Here is a 15,377-nt window from a genome sequence, read left to right on the forward strand (position 1 = left end):
CTATGGAACATATCCTGTACAAAGTATCGGATGACCTTTTTATGGTGGGGCTCAATCCCCCCATCGCCGGGTACGAGAGCTTTCTCTCCGCCTGGATCTATGTGGGGGACGTCACCTTTCTGGTGGACACCGGCCCGTCGGTGACGGCAGGGGCCCTGGTCAAGGCCTTGGAATCCCTTGGGGTGAGCCGCCTGGATTATATCCTGCTGACCCATGTGCATATAGGACCATCCGGGGGCCGCAGAGATGGCAAGTGTCCGGAGACCCAGGTGGTGTGCCACAGCCGGGGGATCCCCCATCTGCTGAATCCCCATCAACTGGAACTCAGCACGGCCAAGGTCCTGGGGGAGACCGCCGTGCAGTACGGACCGGTGCGCCCCGTGTCCGAAAGCAGGCTTGTGCCCGCCGAGAGCTTTATGTCCAATTCGGTGATGCCCGTGCCCACCCCGGGCCATGCCTCCCACCACGTGAGCTACCAGACGGATCGCTACCTGTTCACCGGAGAGGCTGCCGGGGCTTGTTTGCTCGGGGATCTCCTACATGCGGCCCTCCACCCCGCCTCCCTTTTATTACGATATCTCCCTGCAAAGCCTGGAGACCCTCATGGAGCTTAAACCCGAGCGCCTCTGCTACGGCCACTACGGCAGCTTTGAGTTCGGGGAACGGGTGCTCTGGCAGCACGGGAGCGCGGCTGTGGGACTGGTGACCGACCTCGGAGATCAGCCGGGGACAGGTGGGCGCGGACCTGGAGCTGAGCGTCCTCAAATCCATCCTGGAGACCGACCCTCTGGTGCTGCCCTTCCTCGACATGGAAGGGCCCCTGAGGCTTCGGGAGCTTTTCTACCTCCAAAACAGCATCAAAGGGTTTGTCGGCAATGCCAGCCGGCACACAGGCCCTCTCTCCTGATGCTGTCATGATCCATTAAAAAACAAAAAGCGTGCCTCCGGCGGCGAGGGTGGCGAAGCCACTATAGCGAAAACACCTCGAAAGCTTACTGCCCTTGCGTTTTGTCCCTCGTTCCTCGGGCCAAAGCGCAAGGGCCTTCGACTCGGGCTTCGCCCGATATAAACGCTGATGGTATGTGCGGGCTGGTTCACTGGCTTCGAAGTAACAGGCTACGATGTTTCTGAATGCACATGTCGAAATTGGTTTTTGCAGAGCAGAGATAAAATTTCCTGAAAACCTGTTTGTCAAACCCAACGCATAAAATTGGCAAAAGTTTGGCCCCCGGCAGGGCCGCCGGAGGCTTTTTCTGTAACGCTTACATCCGCCTCTCGGGCATGTTCATTTTCATGACCTCCATCCTGAGCGTTCTGTCGGAGGTGTGGCTTTTCCAGTTGCCGGAGAGGCGGCCTGACCCTGCGGTGAGGAAAAAGAGCAGCACCATGAGAAGGGCAACGGCCTTTGGGGACCAGGGCGTGCCTGATGGGGAGGTGGAGAGGCGCAGGGCCTCTTTTTCCGGGCAGCTCGTCACGCAGGTAAGACAGCCGGTGCATTCGTCGGAGAGCATCACCTTTTTTTGATCCACGGCAAGGGAAGAGGGGCAGGCCTTTGCGCAGCGTCCGCAATGGGTGCAGGCGCTTTCGCTGCGGTGGATCTTCAGGATGCTGAAGACGCTGAGGAGGCCAAGGAGGGCCCCGTAAGGGCAGAGGTAGCGGCACCAGCCGTTTTTGATCAGGGCGGGCAGCACAAGGAACAGGCCCAGGGTGACCAGCGAGCCCGTGGATGGGTGGGCGAAAAACCGGAACATGCGAATATCGGCGGTGAGGTTGGTGCTGCCCGAGAGAAAGCCGCGGATGGCGGGCACGGGCATCTTGACGAGGATGGTCCAGAGGAAAAAGCCGAGGAGGAGGTACTTGATGCCCCGCAGGGGCAGATCAAGGAACCGCGGCAGGGGCCGGGCAAGGTTTGCCTTGCGTCCGAGCTTGCCGGCCATTTCTCCTGCAAAGCCCACGGGGCAGACAAAGCTGCAGAAGCCTTTTTTTACGAGCAGGGCCGAGGCACACACGGCAAGGAAGAGGAGCAGGGCCGCCGGATGGGCTCCGTGGATGGTGCCTGTGGCAAGGGTGTACTTGAGGTTCAGCAGGCCGCTGATGGGAAGAAAGGCGTCCACCGCAGGAGGCCGGGTGACGGACGGGATCTTGCCCTGGGCAAGGGCTGCGGCCCAGAGGGCAAAGCGCCATCCGATAAAAAGGGTAAGGGACAGAAAAAAAAGCTGGGACATACGACGGGGGGAAATGCGGCTGAACATGGACCTGGTTACCTCGGGTTGATCGGTTCTTTTGTGAATCGGCCCCGGCCGGGTGCAGATGGTGCCGGGGGATCCCGGGACAATCAAGCACCCTTTGAAGGCGGTGGCACGTAGAGGGTGTATAGCACATCTCAGGCAAAAGGGGCTGTCGGGATGGCGACATCTCGGGGCAACCCATGGACCTGTTACATCCGCGCTTATCCCTCCTTGTCCGGGGATACAGGGTGGATGGAACAGGTGGCCGAATGTGGCGTCATGTTGTTGATGTCGTTTTTTAACACAGTGGGGGCTTCTGTCATTGACTTAGGTCAGGAAAGGAGGGCTTGGAATAACACCTGGGCGATTTGCCCTTGGGAACCAGGGGCAAATCGCCGCCGGAGGCCTGCTTTTTTAAAAAGCCCAGGAGAGAAGGAGGTTGCCTGCCAGGCCGTTGTCGCCGGAGTCGGTGATGTCCTCCCACTTGTTGAAGACGTAGCAGCCGAAAAGGCCAATGGAGGCGTTGGTGCCCAGGGAGATTTCGATGCCCGCGATGGCCTGCCAGTACACGTCGGTCCAGTCGGTCTCTCCGTCTTCATCCACGTAGCTTGTCAAGGCCCCCAGCCCCAGCCGGTAGATGCTCTCTTTGAAGATCAGGTTCACCTGGGGGGTGAAGACTTCGGCGTCCCTGTCCGTGTTGCTCTCCGGGGTGTAGCCCAGGGCGAGCTGCCAGTAGGCGACGTTGGAGTGATACTCATAGGCGAGGAGCCAGCTCAGGTCCCCCTGGTCATGGGGAAGCTCCGGGATGGCTTTGATCTCGTCGTGGACCCGCATCCCGATGGCCAGCTTGTGGGTGCGGTCGGTGTCGTTACTTCCCAGCAGGTAGTCCGCGCCGTCAAAGGCGTGGGCGGGAAGAGTGAACAAGAGCAGGGCGGCAAGGGAGAGGAAAGCGCGTCCGAGTGAGGTCATGTGTGGGCTCCGTTTGTGCTGTTAGCGGGACAAAAGGGCTTCGTCACTTGTGAATGTTTTGTTTCGGACTTCAGAAAACATGGCCACCAGCTTGTCCACGGTGAGGTCTTTTTTCTCCTCACCTCGGATGTCCAGAACAACGTCCCCTGCGTCCATCATGAGGAGTCGGTTGCCCAGGTTGATGGCCTGCTGCATGTTGTGGGTCACCATCATGGTGGTGAGACCGTATTCTTTCACAAAATGGGTGGTGAGTGAAAGGACGATGTCGGCATTGCGGGGATCCAGGGCCGCGGTGTGTTCGTCTAAAAGGACCAGTTCGGGACGCGAAAGCACCATCATGAGAAGGGTCAGGGCCTGGCGCTGGCCACCGGAGAGGAGCCCCACGTTATCTTTCAAACGGTCCTCAAGGCCCATGTCGAGGAAGCGGAGCTGCTCCCTGAAGAACTCTCGTCGCCCCCGGTTGAGGCTGATGCGGAGTCCCTTGAACCCTTTTTTGAGGCAGACCATCATGTTGTCTTCCAAGGTCATGTTGGAGGCGGTGCCGGCCAGGGGATCCTGGAAAATGCGGCCGATGGTCCTGGCGCGGACGTATTCCGGTGCCTTGGTGACATCTTTGCCGCTTAAGACGATGCGACCGGCGTCCGGGGTCACGGTTCCGGCCAGGAGGTTGAACAGGGTGCTTTTTCCCGCCCCGTTGCTGCCGATGACGGTGACAAAGTCCCCCTTGTCCACCGAGAGGTTGAGGGCGTCGAAGACCCGGTTTTCGTTGGGCGTTCCGGCGTTGAAGGTGAGGGTGGCGTTTTCTACGGAGATCATCTGGCCCCCTTTGCCGGTTTTTTCATCTGGGTAATCACAAGGGCGCCGATGATGAGGACGCCGGAGACAAGCTTCAGGTCGTTGGGGGTGAGGTGGATGGTGTAACCGTAATAGCGCCCCAGGAACATGATGGCCTTGTAAAAGATGGCGCCGATGACCACCCGCAGGGTGAGCATGGAGATGCGGTTGGAGCGGATGAGAAATTCCCCGAGCATCACCGAGGCCAGGCCCGAGACCACGATCCCCTGGCCCAGGTTGACGTCGGCAAATCCCTGGTACTGGGCGGCAAAGGCTCCGGACAGGGCCACGAGCCCGTTGGAGAGCCCCACGCCGATGATCTTGTACGTGGCGGGGTTGACCCCCTGGGAGATCACCATCTGGGGGTTGCCTCCCATGGCCCCGAAGGTGAGGCCCATATCCGTGAGGAAGAAGAGGTCCAAAAGCACCTTGATGACCAGCACCACCAGCACGAAAAAGAGGAGCAGGGTCCACGCCTCGGAGAGGGTGCCCTGGGTAAGGGCCGTGGCCTTGGTGAGGAGGGTCTCCTTGCGCATGAGGGGCAGGTTGGCCCGGTTGCCCAGGATGCGGATGTTCACCGAGTAGAGCATGGTCATGGTGAGGATCCCCGCCAGCAGGTGGGGCACCTTGAGCTTGTTGTGGATGAGGGCCGTGACAGCCCCTGCGGCCACCCCGCCGGAAAAGGCCAGGAGGATCCCCGCCGACAGGCAGATTCCCTTTTGGATGGACATGGCCATGATCACGGCGCCCAGGGGAAAGGAGCCGTCCACCGTAAGATCCGGAAAATCCAGGATCCGGAACGTAAAAAACACACCGAGGGCCATGATCCCGTAGATCAGGCCCTCAACAAAAATACCTTCAATCATTTCGTCTATCCAGTTGCGTGTGGGTTGGTGTAACGATTCAGCCCATCTTTGCCGCCGGCGGCCCTGCCGGGGGCTAAATGTTTAAAAAATTTAACAAACAGGTTTTAAAAAAATCTTTTTGGTGAGTTTTATTTTAAAGGCGGATGTGATTTGACCAGGAAACCAGGCAAAACGCATCCGCAACCTGCTTTCAAGGTGGCTCACCTGTGGCCGCCGGAGGCTGTTTTATGAGCTGAATAGTTACCAAAAATGTTGCCTTGTTTATTGTTTGATGACCTTGCCGTCCTTGATGAGGGTGGCCGCGTTTTTCACGGCTTCTTCTGGGAAGGAGAGGCCCAGGGCTTCGGCCACGTCGAGGTTCAGGAGCAGGTCGATGTCCGAGGGGTCGGTCATGAAAATGGTGGGGACGGTTTCGGGCTTGGTGCCGGAGAGGATGTCAGCCGTGAGGCGGCCGGTGCGGCGACCCATTTTGTAGTAATCAAAGCCCCAGGCGGCCAGGACCGGGATGGTCTCGGCGGAGCTGGGGTCGGCACTCATGACCGGCTTGTTGTGCTTTGCCGCCACATCGGTGATGGCGGAGAGGGCCGAGACCACGGTGTTGTCGTTGCTGATGTAGATGCCGTCCACGCGCCGGATGATGGTCTGGATGGCCTGTTTTACTTCAGCGGAGTTGCTCACCGTGGCCGGGACAAAGGCGATGCCCAGTTCCCTGCAGGCCTCTTCGGCCAGCTCGGCCAGGCGCACGGCGTTGGCCTCGCTGCTGGAGTAGATGTGGCCCAGGGTTTTTATTTTTTTCACCTTTGCCAGAAAGGCGATCTGCTCTTTCACCGGGGTGAGGTCCGAGACACCGGCGATGTTCTTTTCACCCTGGTCGAAGGAGCGGATGAGCCCCGCGTCCACGGGGTCGGTGACGGCGCAGTAGATCACCGGGTGGTTTTTGATGGTGTTCACCAGGGCCTGGGCCGTAGGGGTGGCGATGCCCACGGAGATGTCCACTTTTTCCGCCTTGAATTTCTGGGCGATGGAGGCGGCGGTGGAGAGCTCGCCATTGGCGTTCTGCAGGTCGAAGACGGCCCTCGGGAACCGTTCGGTGATGCCGTCCATGACCCCTTTTTCAAGGGCGTCCAGGGCCGGGTGGGCCACGATTTTCGAGATTCCGATAACCACGGGTTTTTTTGCCATGGCCGGGGCGGTGGTGAGGAAGAGGCACGCCAGGGCTGCCGTCAATATAGTAAGGCGTTTCATTTTTTTATGTCTCCTTGGATACAGGGGGTGAGCAGGGACGGACCCGTGTGAAACCGGCAGGTTTTTCGGTGGCGGCGCTTCATCTTCGGGGTCGGTGTCGCCAGACTATAATCAGAAAAAGGCGTGCCCCGCAATGAAAATGTTTCTATGGATAAGAACAGGTAGCTATTTGCCTGTATTTTTTCATGTGCCTCTGTGCTAAGGAGGGGTGCATGCAAGGATTTACGGGGGGGAGATAAAGGCTCCGGCGAAAACGGAAATGTGCGCCTTAAGGTGTGCCGGGCCGTGAGATTTTTAAGTTGGTATGAGGTGTTTGATGCGTTGCCGATGGATGTTGTTTTGTGTGGTACCTGTGTTGTTTGTTTGTCAGATGTTGTCCCCTTCCATTGCCTCAGCCGGTCTGGGGCCTTTCCGCGTCCCCGCCCTGGGGGCCGGTGAATTTTTCCGGACAGTTCCTGCCTTTGCCAGCCCTTTTACCGATTCCATGCCCGGGCGCGTGGAGGTGGGCATGGACGTGCGCTGGCTCAATACCTGGGTGTATCATGTGGAGTCGGACCGATCCGTTGACTGGGTCGATTTCAAGGACACCGACGAGCTCAAACACGGGAGTTTTCTCTTTGACGTGGAGACCCTGGCCTTTGTGCCGTCGGTCCTTTACCGGGTCGGAGACCGCATGACCCTGGGCTTTGAAATTCCCGTTGCCATTCAAGGGGGTGGGGTGCTGGACGGGTTTATCGAGGGGTTCCATTCCATGATCGGGGTGGGACAGCACAATCGGGATGACTGGCCCCGGGATTCCAGCCACTACATCACGGTGGACAAAAACAACGTGGCCCACGACAAAAGCGATGAGTTGAACCGGGTCATCACCGGGGACGTGCAGCTCTCCGCTTCCATGCTGGTCTCCCAGTGGCCCATGCTGACGGCCCGGGCCATTGTGAAGCTGCCCACCTCACGGATCTACGACAGCCAGGAGAACAGCGGCACGGACGTGACCCTGCAGGGGATCTGGAGCTGGCGGCGGGGTGCCTTTGCCGGTTATCACGGGATCGGCGGAACCGTCTACACCCGGGACGGGGACGAAAATCTCGACCTGGAGCGCTTCAGGTACTCCACCATGAACAGTATTGAGTACATGCCCAGCGATACCTTCTCCTGGGTCCTCAGCCTCAACCACGCTTCGGCCGTGGCAGACTACCCGGAGCTGGAAGAGCCGGTGGTGGAGCTGACCATGGGTTTTAAAAAGGTGGTGGGGCCGGGCGTGCTGGAGTTCGGTATCATCGAAAACCTCTTCTTTTTCGACAACAGCCCCGATGCAGGGTTGCAGCTGGGGTACACCCTCAAGCTGCTGTGCACTCCGGCATGTTCGGCTTCGTGCATTCGCCAGGCCCTGTGTCACAGGCGTTTGGGTTATGAAAGGGTTCCGAGCTCTGCTTCGGCGCCCTTTTTTGTTATGGAGACCATGGCATACCGGCCCTGGGCCAGGGCGCCGGGGTTGACGATGAGGGTGCCGTTTCGGTTTTCGATGCCGCAGGATTCGTGAATGTGGCCGGTGAGGCAGGCCACGGGGCGGTGGGTGTCGATGAAGGCCGCCACGGCATGGCTGCCCGCGTGAACCCCCGAGGCCAGGCGGTCAGCGCAGGACTCCCACGGCGGCTGGTGGGAGATAAGGACCAGGGGGCCTGTTTCCGAAACGCCTTCCATGGCGAGCTCCAGCGTCGATGCCAGCTCTTCTTCCGTCCGTTGCCGAAGGGTGATGAGGGATCCCCCCAGCCCCAAAAGCGAGACCCCGTCTATCTGCCGCACCCTACCATGGATTCCCACCCCTTTTTTGATGAGGCCCTCTTCCACGTTTTTTTCATCGCAGTTTCCCGACACCGCAACAATTTGGTCCAGGGGCTTTTTCACGGCAGCGACCACCCGCAAGGCGGCGGCAGGGCCCTGAAAGCTGGTGAGGTCCCCGCAGAGGCAGACGAGGTCCGCCCGGTCAATGGCTTCCTTGAGTTTGGGAAGGTGTTCGGTGTGGCCGTGGATGTCGGAGAGAAGGAGAATCTGCATGGGCGCGGTCCAAATGAAAGGGTTTGCCCCCGGCAGGGCTGCCGGGGGCGATGTTTTATGCGGGGCTATGCTTTGGCGGGGAACTCTTTGTCGAGGACTTTGTTCCACTCGGCGAGCTTGTCCGCGCATTTTTCAAAGAGGGCGTCGGTGTCCCCTTCGATGGTGACGGAGGTGATCTCATCGCCCATGACGATGCTGTTGACCACGTCCTGATCGGCCTGGCCCATGACGCTGCCGAAGACGGAGTGCTTGCCGTCCAGCCAGGGGGTGGGCACGTGGGTGATGAAGAACTGGCTGCCGTTGGTGCCGGGGCCCGCGTTGGCCATGGAGAGGATACCGGGGCGCTCGTGGCGCAGGCTGTTGTCGAACTCGTCGTCAAAGCGGTAGCCGGGGCCGCCCGTACCGGTGCCGAGGGGGCAGCCGCCCTGGACCATGAAGTCGTTGATGACGCGGTGGAAGTTGAGGCCATCGTAGAACCCGCGCTTGGCGAGGTTGGCGAAGTTGGCCACGGTGTAGGGGGTTTTCTCGGCAAAGAGGGCAAGGCGGATGTCGCCTTTGGAGGTCTTGAATACTGCGGTAAGATCCTGCATGGTGTTTTTCTCCTAAGGTCGAAGGATTTGCATTAATATGGTTTTCTTCGTTGTTGGTGTCGGTGCTGGAGCCTCCTGGCTGCCTGGGATTACCAGGATACAGGGTTTTTTCCCTGTTCTGCCAGAAAGCGGTTGGCTTCGCTGAAGTGGCCGCAGCCCATGAATCCCCGGTGCGCCGACAGGGGCGAGGGGTGGGGCGCTTCCAGGATCCGGTGCTTTGCCTCGTCAATGAGGTGTTTTTTCCCCCGGGCGTAGCCTCCCCAGAGCAGAAAAACGAGGCCGGACCGGCCGGCGCTCAGGGCGCGGACCAGGCCGTCGGTGATCTCCTGCCAGCCCAGGTTTGCGTGGGACGCGGCCTTGCCCTCTTCCACGGTGAGCACCGCGTTGAGGAGAAGAACGCCCTGGCGTGCCCAGCGGGAGAGGTCACTTGAGGCTTCGTCAAGGGGGCGGCCGGTGTCCCGGGCCACCTCTTTGAAAATGTTGCGCAACGACGGGGGAATCCTGACCCCGTCGGGAACGGAAAAGGCCAGCCCGTCTGCCTGGCCCTTGCCGTGGTAGGGGTCCTGACCCAGGATCACCACCTTGACCTGGTCAAAGGGGGTGAGGGAGAGGGCCCGAAAGACGTTCTCTTCGGCGGGAAAGACCGAGGCAATGCGTCGCCGCCTGCAAACCGCCTTCTCTACATCGGCAATGGGTTTTTGGGAAAGCAGGGGAACCTGGTCTTTCCACGAATCAAGGGCATGGTCAGTCATATGATAATGCGGTGATCTCTCTTGCATTGCAAGGGGTTTTCGCCGGAGGCCCGGGTGGCCCTCCGGCTTCCCGGTGCTTAGCGGTGTTTGCGCCTGAAGTCGTTCATGAACTCGCACAGGGCGGCCACGGAGGCTTCGGAGACGGCGTTGTAGATGGAGGCGCGGATACCGCCCACGGATTTGTGCCCTTTGAGGCCGGCAAGGCCCGAGGCCAGGCTCTGTTCGACAAACAGGGGCTCCAGCTCACGGTCTTTCAGCCGGAAGGTGACGTTCATCAGGGAGCGGCTCGCCTTATCGGCCGTGCCGCAGTAGAAGTCGTCTTCGTCTATGAGGGTGTAGAGGGCACCTGCCTTGCGTTTGTTGACGGCCTCCACAGCGGCCAGGCCGCCCATGGTCTCTTCCAGCCACTTGGTCACCAGGGAGATGGCGTAGATGGGGAAGGTGGCCGGGGTGTTGAACATGGACTCCTTATCCACGTAGGTGCGGTAGGAGAGCATGGTGGGCAGGGTCTGGGGAATCTTTTCCACCATGTCCCTGCGAAGGATCACCACCGCTGTTCCCGAAGGGCCCATGTTTTTCTGGGCGCCGCCGTAGATCATGCCGAAGGGGGAGATGTCCAGGGGGCGGCTCAGGATGTCCGAGGACATGTCCGCGATGAGGGGGACTCCGCCGGTGTCGGGCAGGTCGTGCCACTGGGTGCCGCGGACGGTGTTGTTGGTGGTCATGTGGACAAAGGGGGCGTCGGCAGAGATGTCCGAAACCTTGGGGATGTAGCAGAACTCGCGGTCCCCGGAGCTGGCGGCCACACGGACCCCTTTGTTCTGGATGCGGGCCTCGGCAATGGCCTTGGTGGACCAGGTACCGGTTTCGATGTACTCGGCGGTCTGGCCTTCACCGATGAAGTTCATGGGAATCATGGCAAACTGCAGGCTGGCGCCTCCGTGGACAAACAGCACCTCGTAGTCATCGGACAGACCGTACAGGCGCTTGATGCGCGTGCGCGCTTCTTCGATGATCCCCATAAAAAGATCGCCCCGATGGCTCATCTCCATCACGGACATGCCGCTGCCCCGGTAGCTCAGCAGGCCTTCCTGCATCTCCTGCATCACGGCGGTGGGAAGGGCCGAGGGCCCTGCACTGAAATTGTGAATCCGATCGTTCATGATTGGTCGCCTTCTTTGGCTGATGGCCTCGCAAAGCGTCGAACACCAGGGAGGTTGGTTGCGGTTCGGGTTCCGTGTCACAGGCAGAGGGCTTGCGAGGCGTGGTCGACGATGACGGGCTCCGGCGCATCTTGCCGATGGCCGTGACGGCCGTGTAACCTGTGAAGCAGGGACGTTGTATCACTTTTATTGCGAAATGGGAACGGAAGGACGGTCCGGGGAAGGGGGGCTCCGGTGCGGGGGGCGCACCGGAGCGGGTTGGTTGAGGAGTATGTGTGTGTGTGTCGCTGTTGGTCTGTTGTTTGAGTCAGGGGCAGACGGAAGAGCCCGTCCGCAGGTAGGAGATCGTGCTTTTATGGTTTTTGCAAGTTCGAAAAGAAACCGGGGCCCCACCCATTGCGGTGTGACGAGGGCAGAGCCCCGGCGGTTGTTCGGCAGGAGACTCGAGGGGGGGTGAGCCTTCTGCCTGTGCTCCGTTTCGCTGTGAGAAAAATGCATGATCGGTGCCAAACTTTGAAATAAGGAAGTAACGGGCGAAGATGTTTTGTTATTTTTCTGCGTAAGGGCCGTCTTGGTATATTGGGTTCCCGGAGAGGGGTGTGTCAAAAAGTATCCATGGATACAGCGGGGGTGGTTCCAAAGGATACAGTTGCCGCTGCCAGGCAGGGGCGTGCATTCCGCCGGTGGCGGATGGGTGCAACCGGGGAACGTGCCACGGCACGGGGGCGGGATCGCAGACCTGGGACTGGAAAAAAAACGTCATTCCTTGTAAATCACTATGGTAAAGGGGCCGTCGGTGGTCGGCACACACCGTGTGAGAAAACGGGCCATGCATGGCGTCAGGCGTCGTGGGACGGATCGGGCGGGCTGGTGCGGCGGGGGTGTGGCTAATTCATGTTATCGGAGAAGGATCGTCTGATGATGAAAAAAGTTGTGAAGTTGTCTGAGTACAGAAAGAAAAAGAAGCGCGACGCCCACCAGGGGACCGGAAGCCCGTTGAGCACCGTGTGGGTGGTGGCCGGGGTGTTTGGCGCGACCGTGCTGATGGTGTTTGTGTACCTTGTGCTGACCGGTGGCACCCCCTGACGGAGCACAGGAGGCCACACGACACCCGGTCTTCTTATGGTGCGCGGGGTGTCCCGGAGATCCGGCCGTGTTCGGTGCCGTCAGGCATACATCGACTCGATGACCTGGGCGTACCGCTCGTTGATGACGCGGCGTTTTACCTTCATGGTGGGGGTGAGCTCTCCGGCCCGCTGGGTGAGTTCGGTGGGGAGCAGGGTGAATCGTTTGATTTTTTTCACGCGGCCAAGCCGCTGGGTGTACTGGTCGATGCGGTATTTGTAAAAGCTGACGATTTCCGGATGGGTCACCAGCGATTCCCGGTCGTCCCATGAAATCTCCATCACCTCGGCCAGGGACTCCAGAATGGGAAACGCCGGGATCACAAGGGCCGAAACGTAGGGCTTGCCGTCGCCTACGGCCACGGCCTGTTCCACATAGACATCTTCTTTCAGGGCGGACTCAATGGCCTGGGGGGCGATGCTCTTGCCGCCGGAGGTGATGATGATCTCCTTGAGGCGGTCGGTGACGCAGACATGGCCCTCGGGGGTGATACGCCCCACGTCCCCGGTTTTGAACCACCCGTCTTCGGTGAAGGCCCGCGCCGTCTCTTCGGGCCTGTTCCAGTATCCCTGCATCACGCAGGGACCCTTTGCCTGGATCTCTTCGTGGGCGCCCGTGCGCAGTTCCATCAGGGGGATGGGGGCTCCGCTGGTTTCAAGGGCCATGTCTTCCAGGGAGCGGACACACAAGGGAAAGACCTCGGTGAGGCCGTAGCCCAGCCCCATGGGAATGCCCGCGCTGATGAAAAAATCGGCGATTTCGGGGTTCAGGGGCGCCCCGCCCACATGAACAAACCGTGCCCGTCCTCCGGTGACGGACCGGAGCCTTCCCAACCCCAGAAATCCAGCCAGCACATACTTGATCCTCAAGGCCATGCCCACGGACCTTCCGCTGTTTTTGAGGTGGTTTCGTTTGCCGCCGATGCCCAGGGCCCACCGAAAGAGGGCCTGCCGGACAGGGGAGGCCCGGTGCAGCTTCTCCATGGCCGTGCTGTGGATTTTTTCCCAGACGCGGGGGGCGCTGACCATGAAGTGGGGCCTGGCTTCTGTGAGGAACTCTTGGACGTCGTTGGGATCGTGGCAGTAGACGTTCCTGGCACCCCGGCAGAGGGCAAACCAGGTCCAGCTCCGTTCAAAGATGTGGCTCAAGGGCAGAAAGCTTAAAGAGACGTCCTTTTCGGTCATGGGAGAGGGGTGGCCGGTGCTGTAGAGGCCGGTGAGCATGCTTTCGTGGGTGTGCATGGAGCCTTTGGGGCTGCCGGTGGTGCCGGAGGTGTAGATGATGGTGTAGAGATCGGTTCCCCTTGCTTCGGAGAGATGGCGCTCAAGGGCTCGCTGGAGCCCCGGCTTTTCTTTCCCCAGGTTTAGGAAATCTTCAAAGCTGTGGCTTTCGATGTCCGGGCTCAGGCAAACCCCGGGAGAGAAGGCCACCACCCGTTTCAGGGGGGCTCCCCGGGCTGCCATGGCAAGGGCTTTGTCGTACTGCTCCTGATCGTTGACAAAGAGGCAGTGGATCCCGGCGTCGTTGACGATGTAGGCGGCTTCGTCGGTGGAGTTGGAGGCGTATACCGGGACGGTGACCCCGCGAATGGAGAGGATGGCCAGGTCGGCCAGGGTCCAGGCAGAGCGGTTCTGGGAGAAGATACCCACCCGGTCTCCGGGGCCGATGCCGCATGCCAGAAGGGCTCTGGCCAGGGCGTCGGCCGTCTGCTCCATCTCCTTCCAGGTGATCTGGGTCCAGGGGCCGTCGGCTCGGTCTTTCAGAGCCACCTTGTCTCCATACCGGGGAACCCGCCTCCGGACCATCCGCGCAAGGTGCTTCTCACGTTCCAGAAAGAACCGGGACGCCTCGTGGTGCTGGCTCGCCATCATCTGAACCCTCCGTGCCTTGTGATGACCAATGTTTTAAGCGTGGAACATCCATACTATGGCATGGCCGGTGGAATCAAGGGGCGCATAAAAAAACTAAGGAGGGCGCAGCGCTTCGGAGCCCGGCGTTGATCGAGCCCTTGGCGGCCGGCGGTCGAGCGGGTAGGGCCAGTCTTGATCCACTGGTCCGTGTCCCCTCCCACAGGGTCAGGACTGGGGAAGTGGAGTACCGGGAGCCTCTGGCCCAGGTCGCAGCGGATCTCCAGGTTGAGCTGGCACATGGCGCAGGCCGTGATGAGGCACTCGGCCCCGGCATTCTGGCCGCTTTGGACAATGCCGTTGACCACCTCGGTGACCGCATCGGGGCGGGCCACGGAGAGAAAGGTGCCGCAGCACCTGTTCTGGCCCTGCCAGGTCACGGCCCTGGCCCCTAAGGTCCCGAGGATTTTCTCCATGAGCCCGTGGAAATTTTTCTGGCGCCTGAGCTGCGGGGGACGGGCCAGCATGCAGCCGTAATACGGTGCGTAGGTGAGGCCTGAAAGGGGCTTTTCACCCTGGACAAAGGCCGAGATGTCCAGGCCGTCAATGAGCTCGAAGAAGTGCATGACCTGTTGAGTTCGTGAAGGGATCCCCACTGCCTGTGGAACCGGGTGCGGGCATCGGCGCTCTCGGTGAGGTGGTGGTGGGCCTCCTTGAAGCGAAGCGTGCAGCTGGGGCAGGCCGTGAGAATGGGCCTGCCTGCCGGGGCCATGGCCAGGTTTCGTGTCACCAGGTCAAAGGCCAGGTCCCGGTCGATGCTGTGGGCTGAGGAGCTGCCGCAGCAGTTCCAGTCGGGAAGTTCCACCAGGCGGATGCCGATGGCCTCGCAGAATATCTTAAAGGACTCATGGTTTTCCATGGCCGACGTCTTCATGGAGCAGCCGGGAAACCAGGTGACTTCCATGGGGCGCGTTTCGCATTTCATGGCATTACCCCGCTTTTTTGAAAAGGTTTCGGATATCCCCCAGGGCCTTGACCCGCGAGGGCAGGATGTGGACTTTGGCTGCGTTGGGACACCAAGGTCCATGTCGCTGAAAAAATCCCGGGTGGCCAGTTTGTAGAGCATCATGATCTCCAGTTTGTGGGTGCGGCCGTGGCGCTTGACCGAGCCCAGCATCTCCCGGTGAAAATGGTAGATCTCTTCGTCGGGGACCTTGTCTCGGGCAATGGCCATCTCCCGGAGGGTGTCCATGACCGCGGGGATGTCGATGCCGTTGGGGCACTCCATGCTGCAGGTGTTGCACCCCACGCAGATCCAGGGCCCGGACGCGGTCAGGGCCTCTTCTTTCAGGCCGAGCTGCACGAGACGGATGATCTCATGGGGTTTTCTGTCCATGATGTGGGCAAACTGGCACCCGCCGCTGCAGGCGCTGCAGTTGTAACAGCGGGTGGGCACGGTGCCGGAGCGGCGCGTGACCTCGGTGATGAAACTGGGCATGATGTCTGCCATGATCCCTCCCTTGGGCTTTGGGTCCGTTTTGTCGGGCGAAGGCTCATCATACCGGTCCGGCACGCAAAGGCCTTGACTCAGGTCAAAAAAAGGATTTTTACCGGTGCGACTGGCAGGCAGGGCGGTTTGTGTGTATGGTGGGAACCCGACCCCGAGTGTTGCCTTTGTGGGGTGGCGGCGGGAAGGTTGG

At 60.3% G+C, this 15,377-nt stretch carries 15 protein-coding genes and 1 pseudogene; 4 read left to right on the top strand and 12 right to left on the bottom strand.

Annotation, left to right across the window (positions count from 1 at the left end; translation table 11 throughout):
- Nucleotides 1–2: 2 nt before the first annotated feature.
- Both ACOYW1_RS30485 and ACOYW1_RS30490 read left to right on the top strand, forming a co-directional pair.
- Nucleotides 3–614, top strand: a complete 612-nt coding sequence (locus ACOYW1_RS30485; RefSeq protein WP_482420923.1) for an MBL fold metallo-hydrolase — start codon at nucleotides 3–5, stop codon at nucleotides 612–614.
- A gap of 119 nt (nucleotides 615–733) precedes the next feature.
- Nucleotides 734–907: a hypothetical protein gene (locus tag ACOYW1_RS30490; protein WP_482420924.1), complete on the top strand. Its 174-nt coding sequence runs from the start codon at nucleotides 734–736 to the stop codon at nucleotides 905–907.
- A 355-nt stretch (nucleotides 908–1,262) separates the two neighbouring features.
- Here the strand turns inward: ACOYW1_RS30490 and ACOYW1_RS30495 are convergent, their stop codons facing one another.
- The 5 genes from ACOYW1_RS30495 to ACOYW1_RS30515 form a co-directional block, all read right to left on the bottom strand.
- A complete protein-coding gene (locus ACOYW1_RS30495; RefSeq protein WP_482420925.1) occupies nucleotides 1,263–2,252 on the bottom strand; it encodes a 4Fe-4S binding protein in 990 nt (329 codons plus the stop codon).
- 390 nt (nucleotides 2,253–2,642) lie between these two features.
- Nucleotides 2,643–3,197 (bottom strand): hypothetical protein, encoded by a 555-nt coding sequence (locus tag ACOYW1_RS30500; protein WP_482420926.1) that lies wholly within the window; start codon nucleotides 3,195–3,197, stop codon nucleotides 2,643–2,645.
- Nucleotides 3,198–3,218: 21 nt separating this feature from the next.
- A complete protein-coding gene (locus ACOYW1_RS30505) occupies nucleotides 3,219–4,013 on the bottom strand; it encodes an ABC transporter ATP-binding protein (RefSeq protein ID WP_482414500.1) in 795 nt (264 codons plus the stop codon).
- Entirely contained in the window at nucleotides 4,010–4,897 is an 888-nt protein-coding gene (locus tag ACOYW1_RS30510) for an ABC transporter permease (protein WP_482420927.1), read from the bottom strand. Before ACOYW1_RS30510 ends, ACOYW1_RS30505 begins: the two co-directional genes overlap by 4 nt.
- Before the next feature lie 261 nt (nucleotides 4,898–5,158).
- Nucleotides 5,159–6,142, bottom strand: coding sequence for an ABC transporter substrate-binding protein (locus ACOYW1_RS30515; protein WP_482420928.1), 984 nt, complete (start codon nucleotides 6,140–6,142; stop codon nucleotides 5,159–5,161).
- A 331-nt stretch (nucleotides 6,143–6,473) separates the two neighbouring features.
- On the opposite strand from ACOYW1_RS30515, the pseudogene ACOYW1_RS30520 reads away from it, so the two are divergent.
- A pseudogene (locus tag ACOYW1_RS30520) lies at nucleotides 6,474–7,475 on the top strand (DUF3187 family protein); the annotation flags it as partial.
- A 77-nt stretch (nucleotides 7,476–7,552) separates the two neighbouring features.
- Here ACOYW1_RS30520 and ACOYW1_RS30525 read toward each other — a convergent pair.
- The 4 genes from ACOYW1_RS30525 to serC all read right to left on the bottom strand — a co-directional run bounded on the left by ACOYW1_RS30525 (nucleotide 7,553) and on the right by serC (nucleotide 10,705).
- Nucleotides 7,553–8,200 carry a metallophosphoesterase family protein gene (locus tag ACOYW1_RS30525; protein ID WP_482420929.1) on the bottom strand — a complete coding sequence of 216 codons (648 nt, stop codon included), beginning with the start codon at nucleotides 8,198–8,200 and terminating at the stop codon, nucleotides 7,553–7,555.
- Nucleotides 8,201–8,265: 65 nt separating this feature from the next.
- Nucleotides 8,266–8,790: a peptidylprolyl isomerase gene (locus ACOYW1_RS30530; protein ID WP_180137404.1), complete on the bottom strand. Its 525-nt coding sequence runs from the start codon at nucleotides 8,788–8,790 to the stop codon at nucleotides 8,266–8,268.
- 89 nt (nucleotides 8,791–8,879) lie between these two features.
- Nucleotides 8,880–9,542, bottom strand: a complete 663-nt coding sequence (ung, locus tag ACOYW1_RS30535; RefSeq protein WP_482420930.1) for a uracil-DNA glycosylase — start codon at nucleotides 9,540–9,542, stop codon at nucleotides 8,880–8,882.
- A gap of 77 nt (nucleotides 9,543–9,619) precedes the next feature.
- A complete protein-coding gene (gene serC / locus ACOYW1_RS30540) occupies nucleotides 9,620–10,705 on the bottom strand; it encodes a 3-phosphoserine/phosphohydroxythreonine transaminase (protein WP_482420931.1) in 1,086 nt (361 codons plus the stop codon).
- A gap of 918 nt (nucleotides 10,706–11,623) precedes the next feature.
- On the opposite strand from serC, the gene ACOYW1_RS30545 reads away from it, so the two are divergent.
- Nucleotides 11,624–11,791: a hypothetical protein gene (locus ACOYW1_RS30545; RefSeq protein WP_482420932.1), complete on the top strand. Its 168-nt coding sequence runs from the start codon at nucleotides 11,624–11,626 to the stop codon at nucleotides 11,789–11,791.
- An 80-nt stretch (nucleotides 11,792–11,871) separates the two neighbouring features.
- Here ACOYW1_RS30545 and ACOYW1_RS30550 read toward each other — a convergent pair whose 3' ends face one another.
- Genes ACOYW1_RS30550 through ACOYW1_RS30560 form a run of 3 tightly spaced genes read right to left on the bottom strand, consistent with a single transcriptional unit; the run spans nucleotide 11,872 to nucleotide 15,187 of the window.
- Entirely contained in the window at nucleotides 11,872–13,701 is a 1,830-nt protein-coding gene (locus ACOYW1_RS30550; RefSeq protein ID WP_482420933.1) for an AMP-dependent synthetase/ligase, read from the bottom strand.
- A gap of 53 nt (nucleotides 13,702–13,754) precedes the next feature.
- Nucleotides 13,755–14,204 (bottom strand): heterodisulfide reductase-related iron-sulfur binding cluster, encoded by a 450-nt coding sequence (locus ACOYW1_RS30555; RefSeq protein ID WP_482420934.1) that lies wholly within the window; start codon nucleotides 14,202–14,204, stop codon nucleotides 13,755–13,757.
- On the bottom strand, nucleotides 14,129–15,187 hold the full coding sequence (locus tag ACOYW1_RS30560) for a heterodisulfide reductase-related iron-sulfur binding cluster (RefSeq protein WP_482420935.1): 1,059 nt from the start codon (nucleotides 15,185–15,187) through the stop codon (nucleotides 14,129–14,131). The genes ACOYW1_RS30555 and ACOYW1_RS30560 overlap by 76 nt, the downstream gene beginning before the upstream one ends.
- Nucleotides 15,188–15,377: the final 190 nt, after the last annotated feature.

It is taken from the genome of Desulfoluna sp. CYM3A, assembly GCF_056829965.1.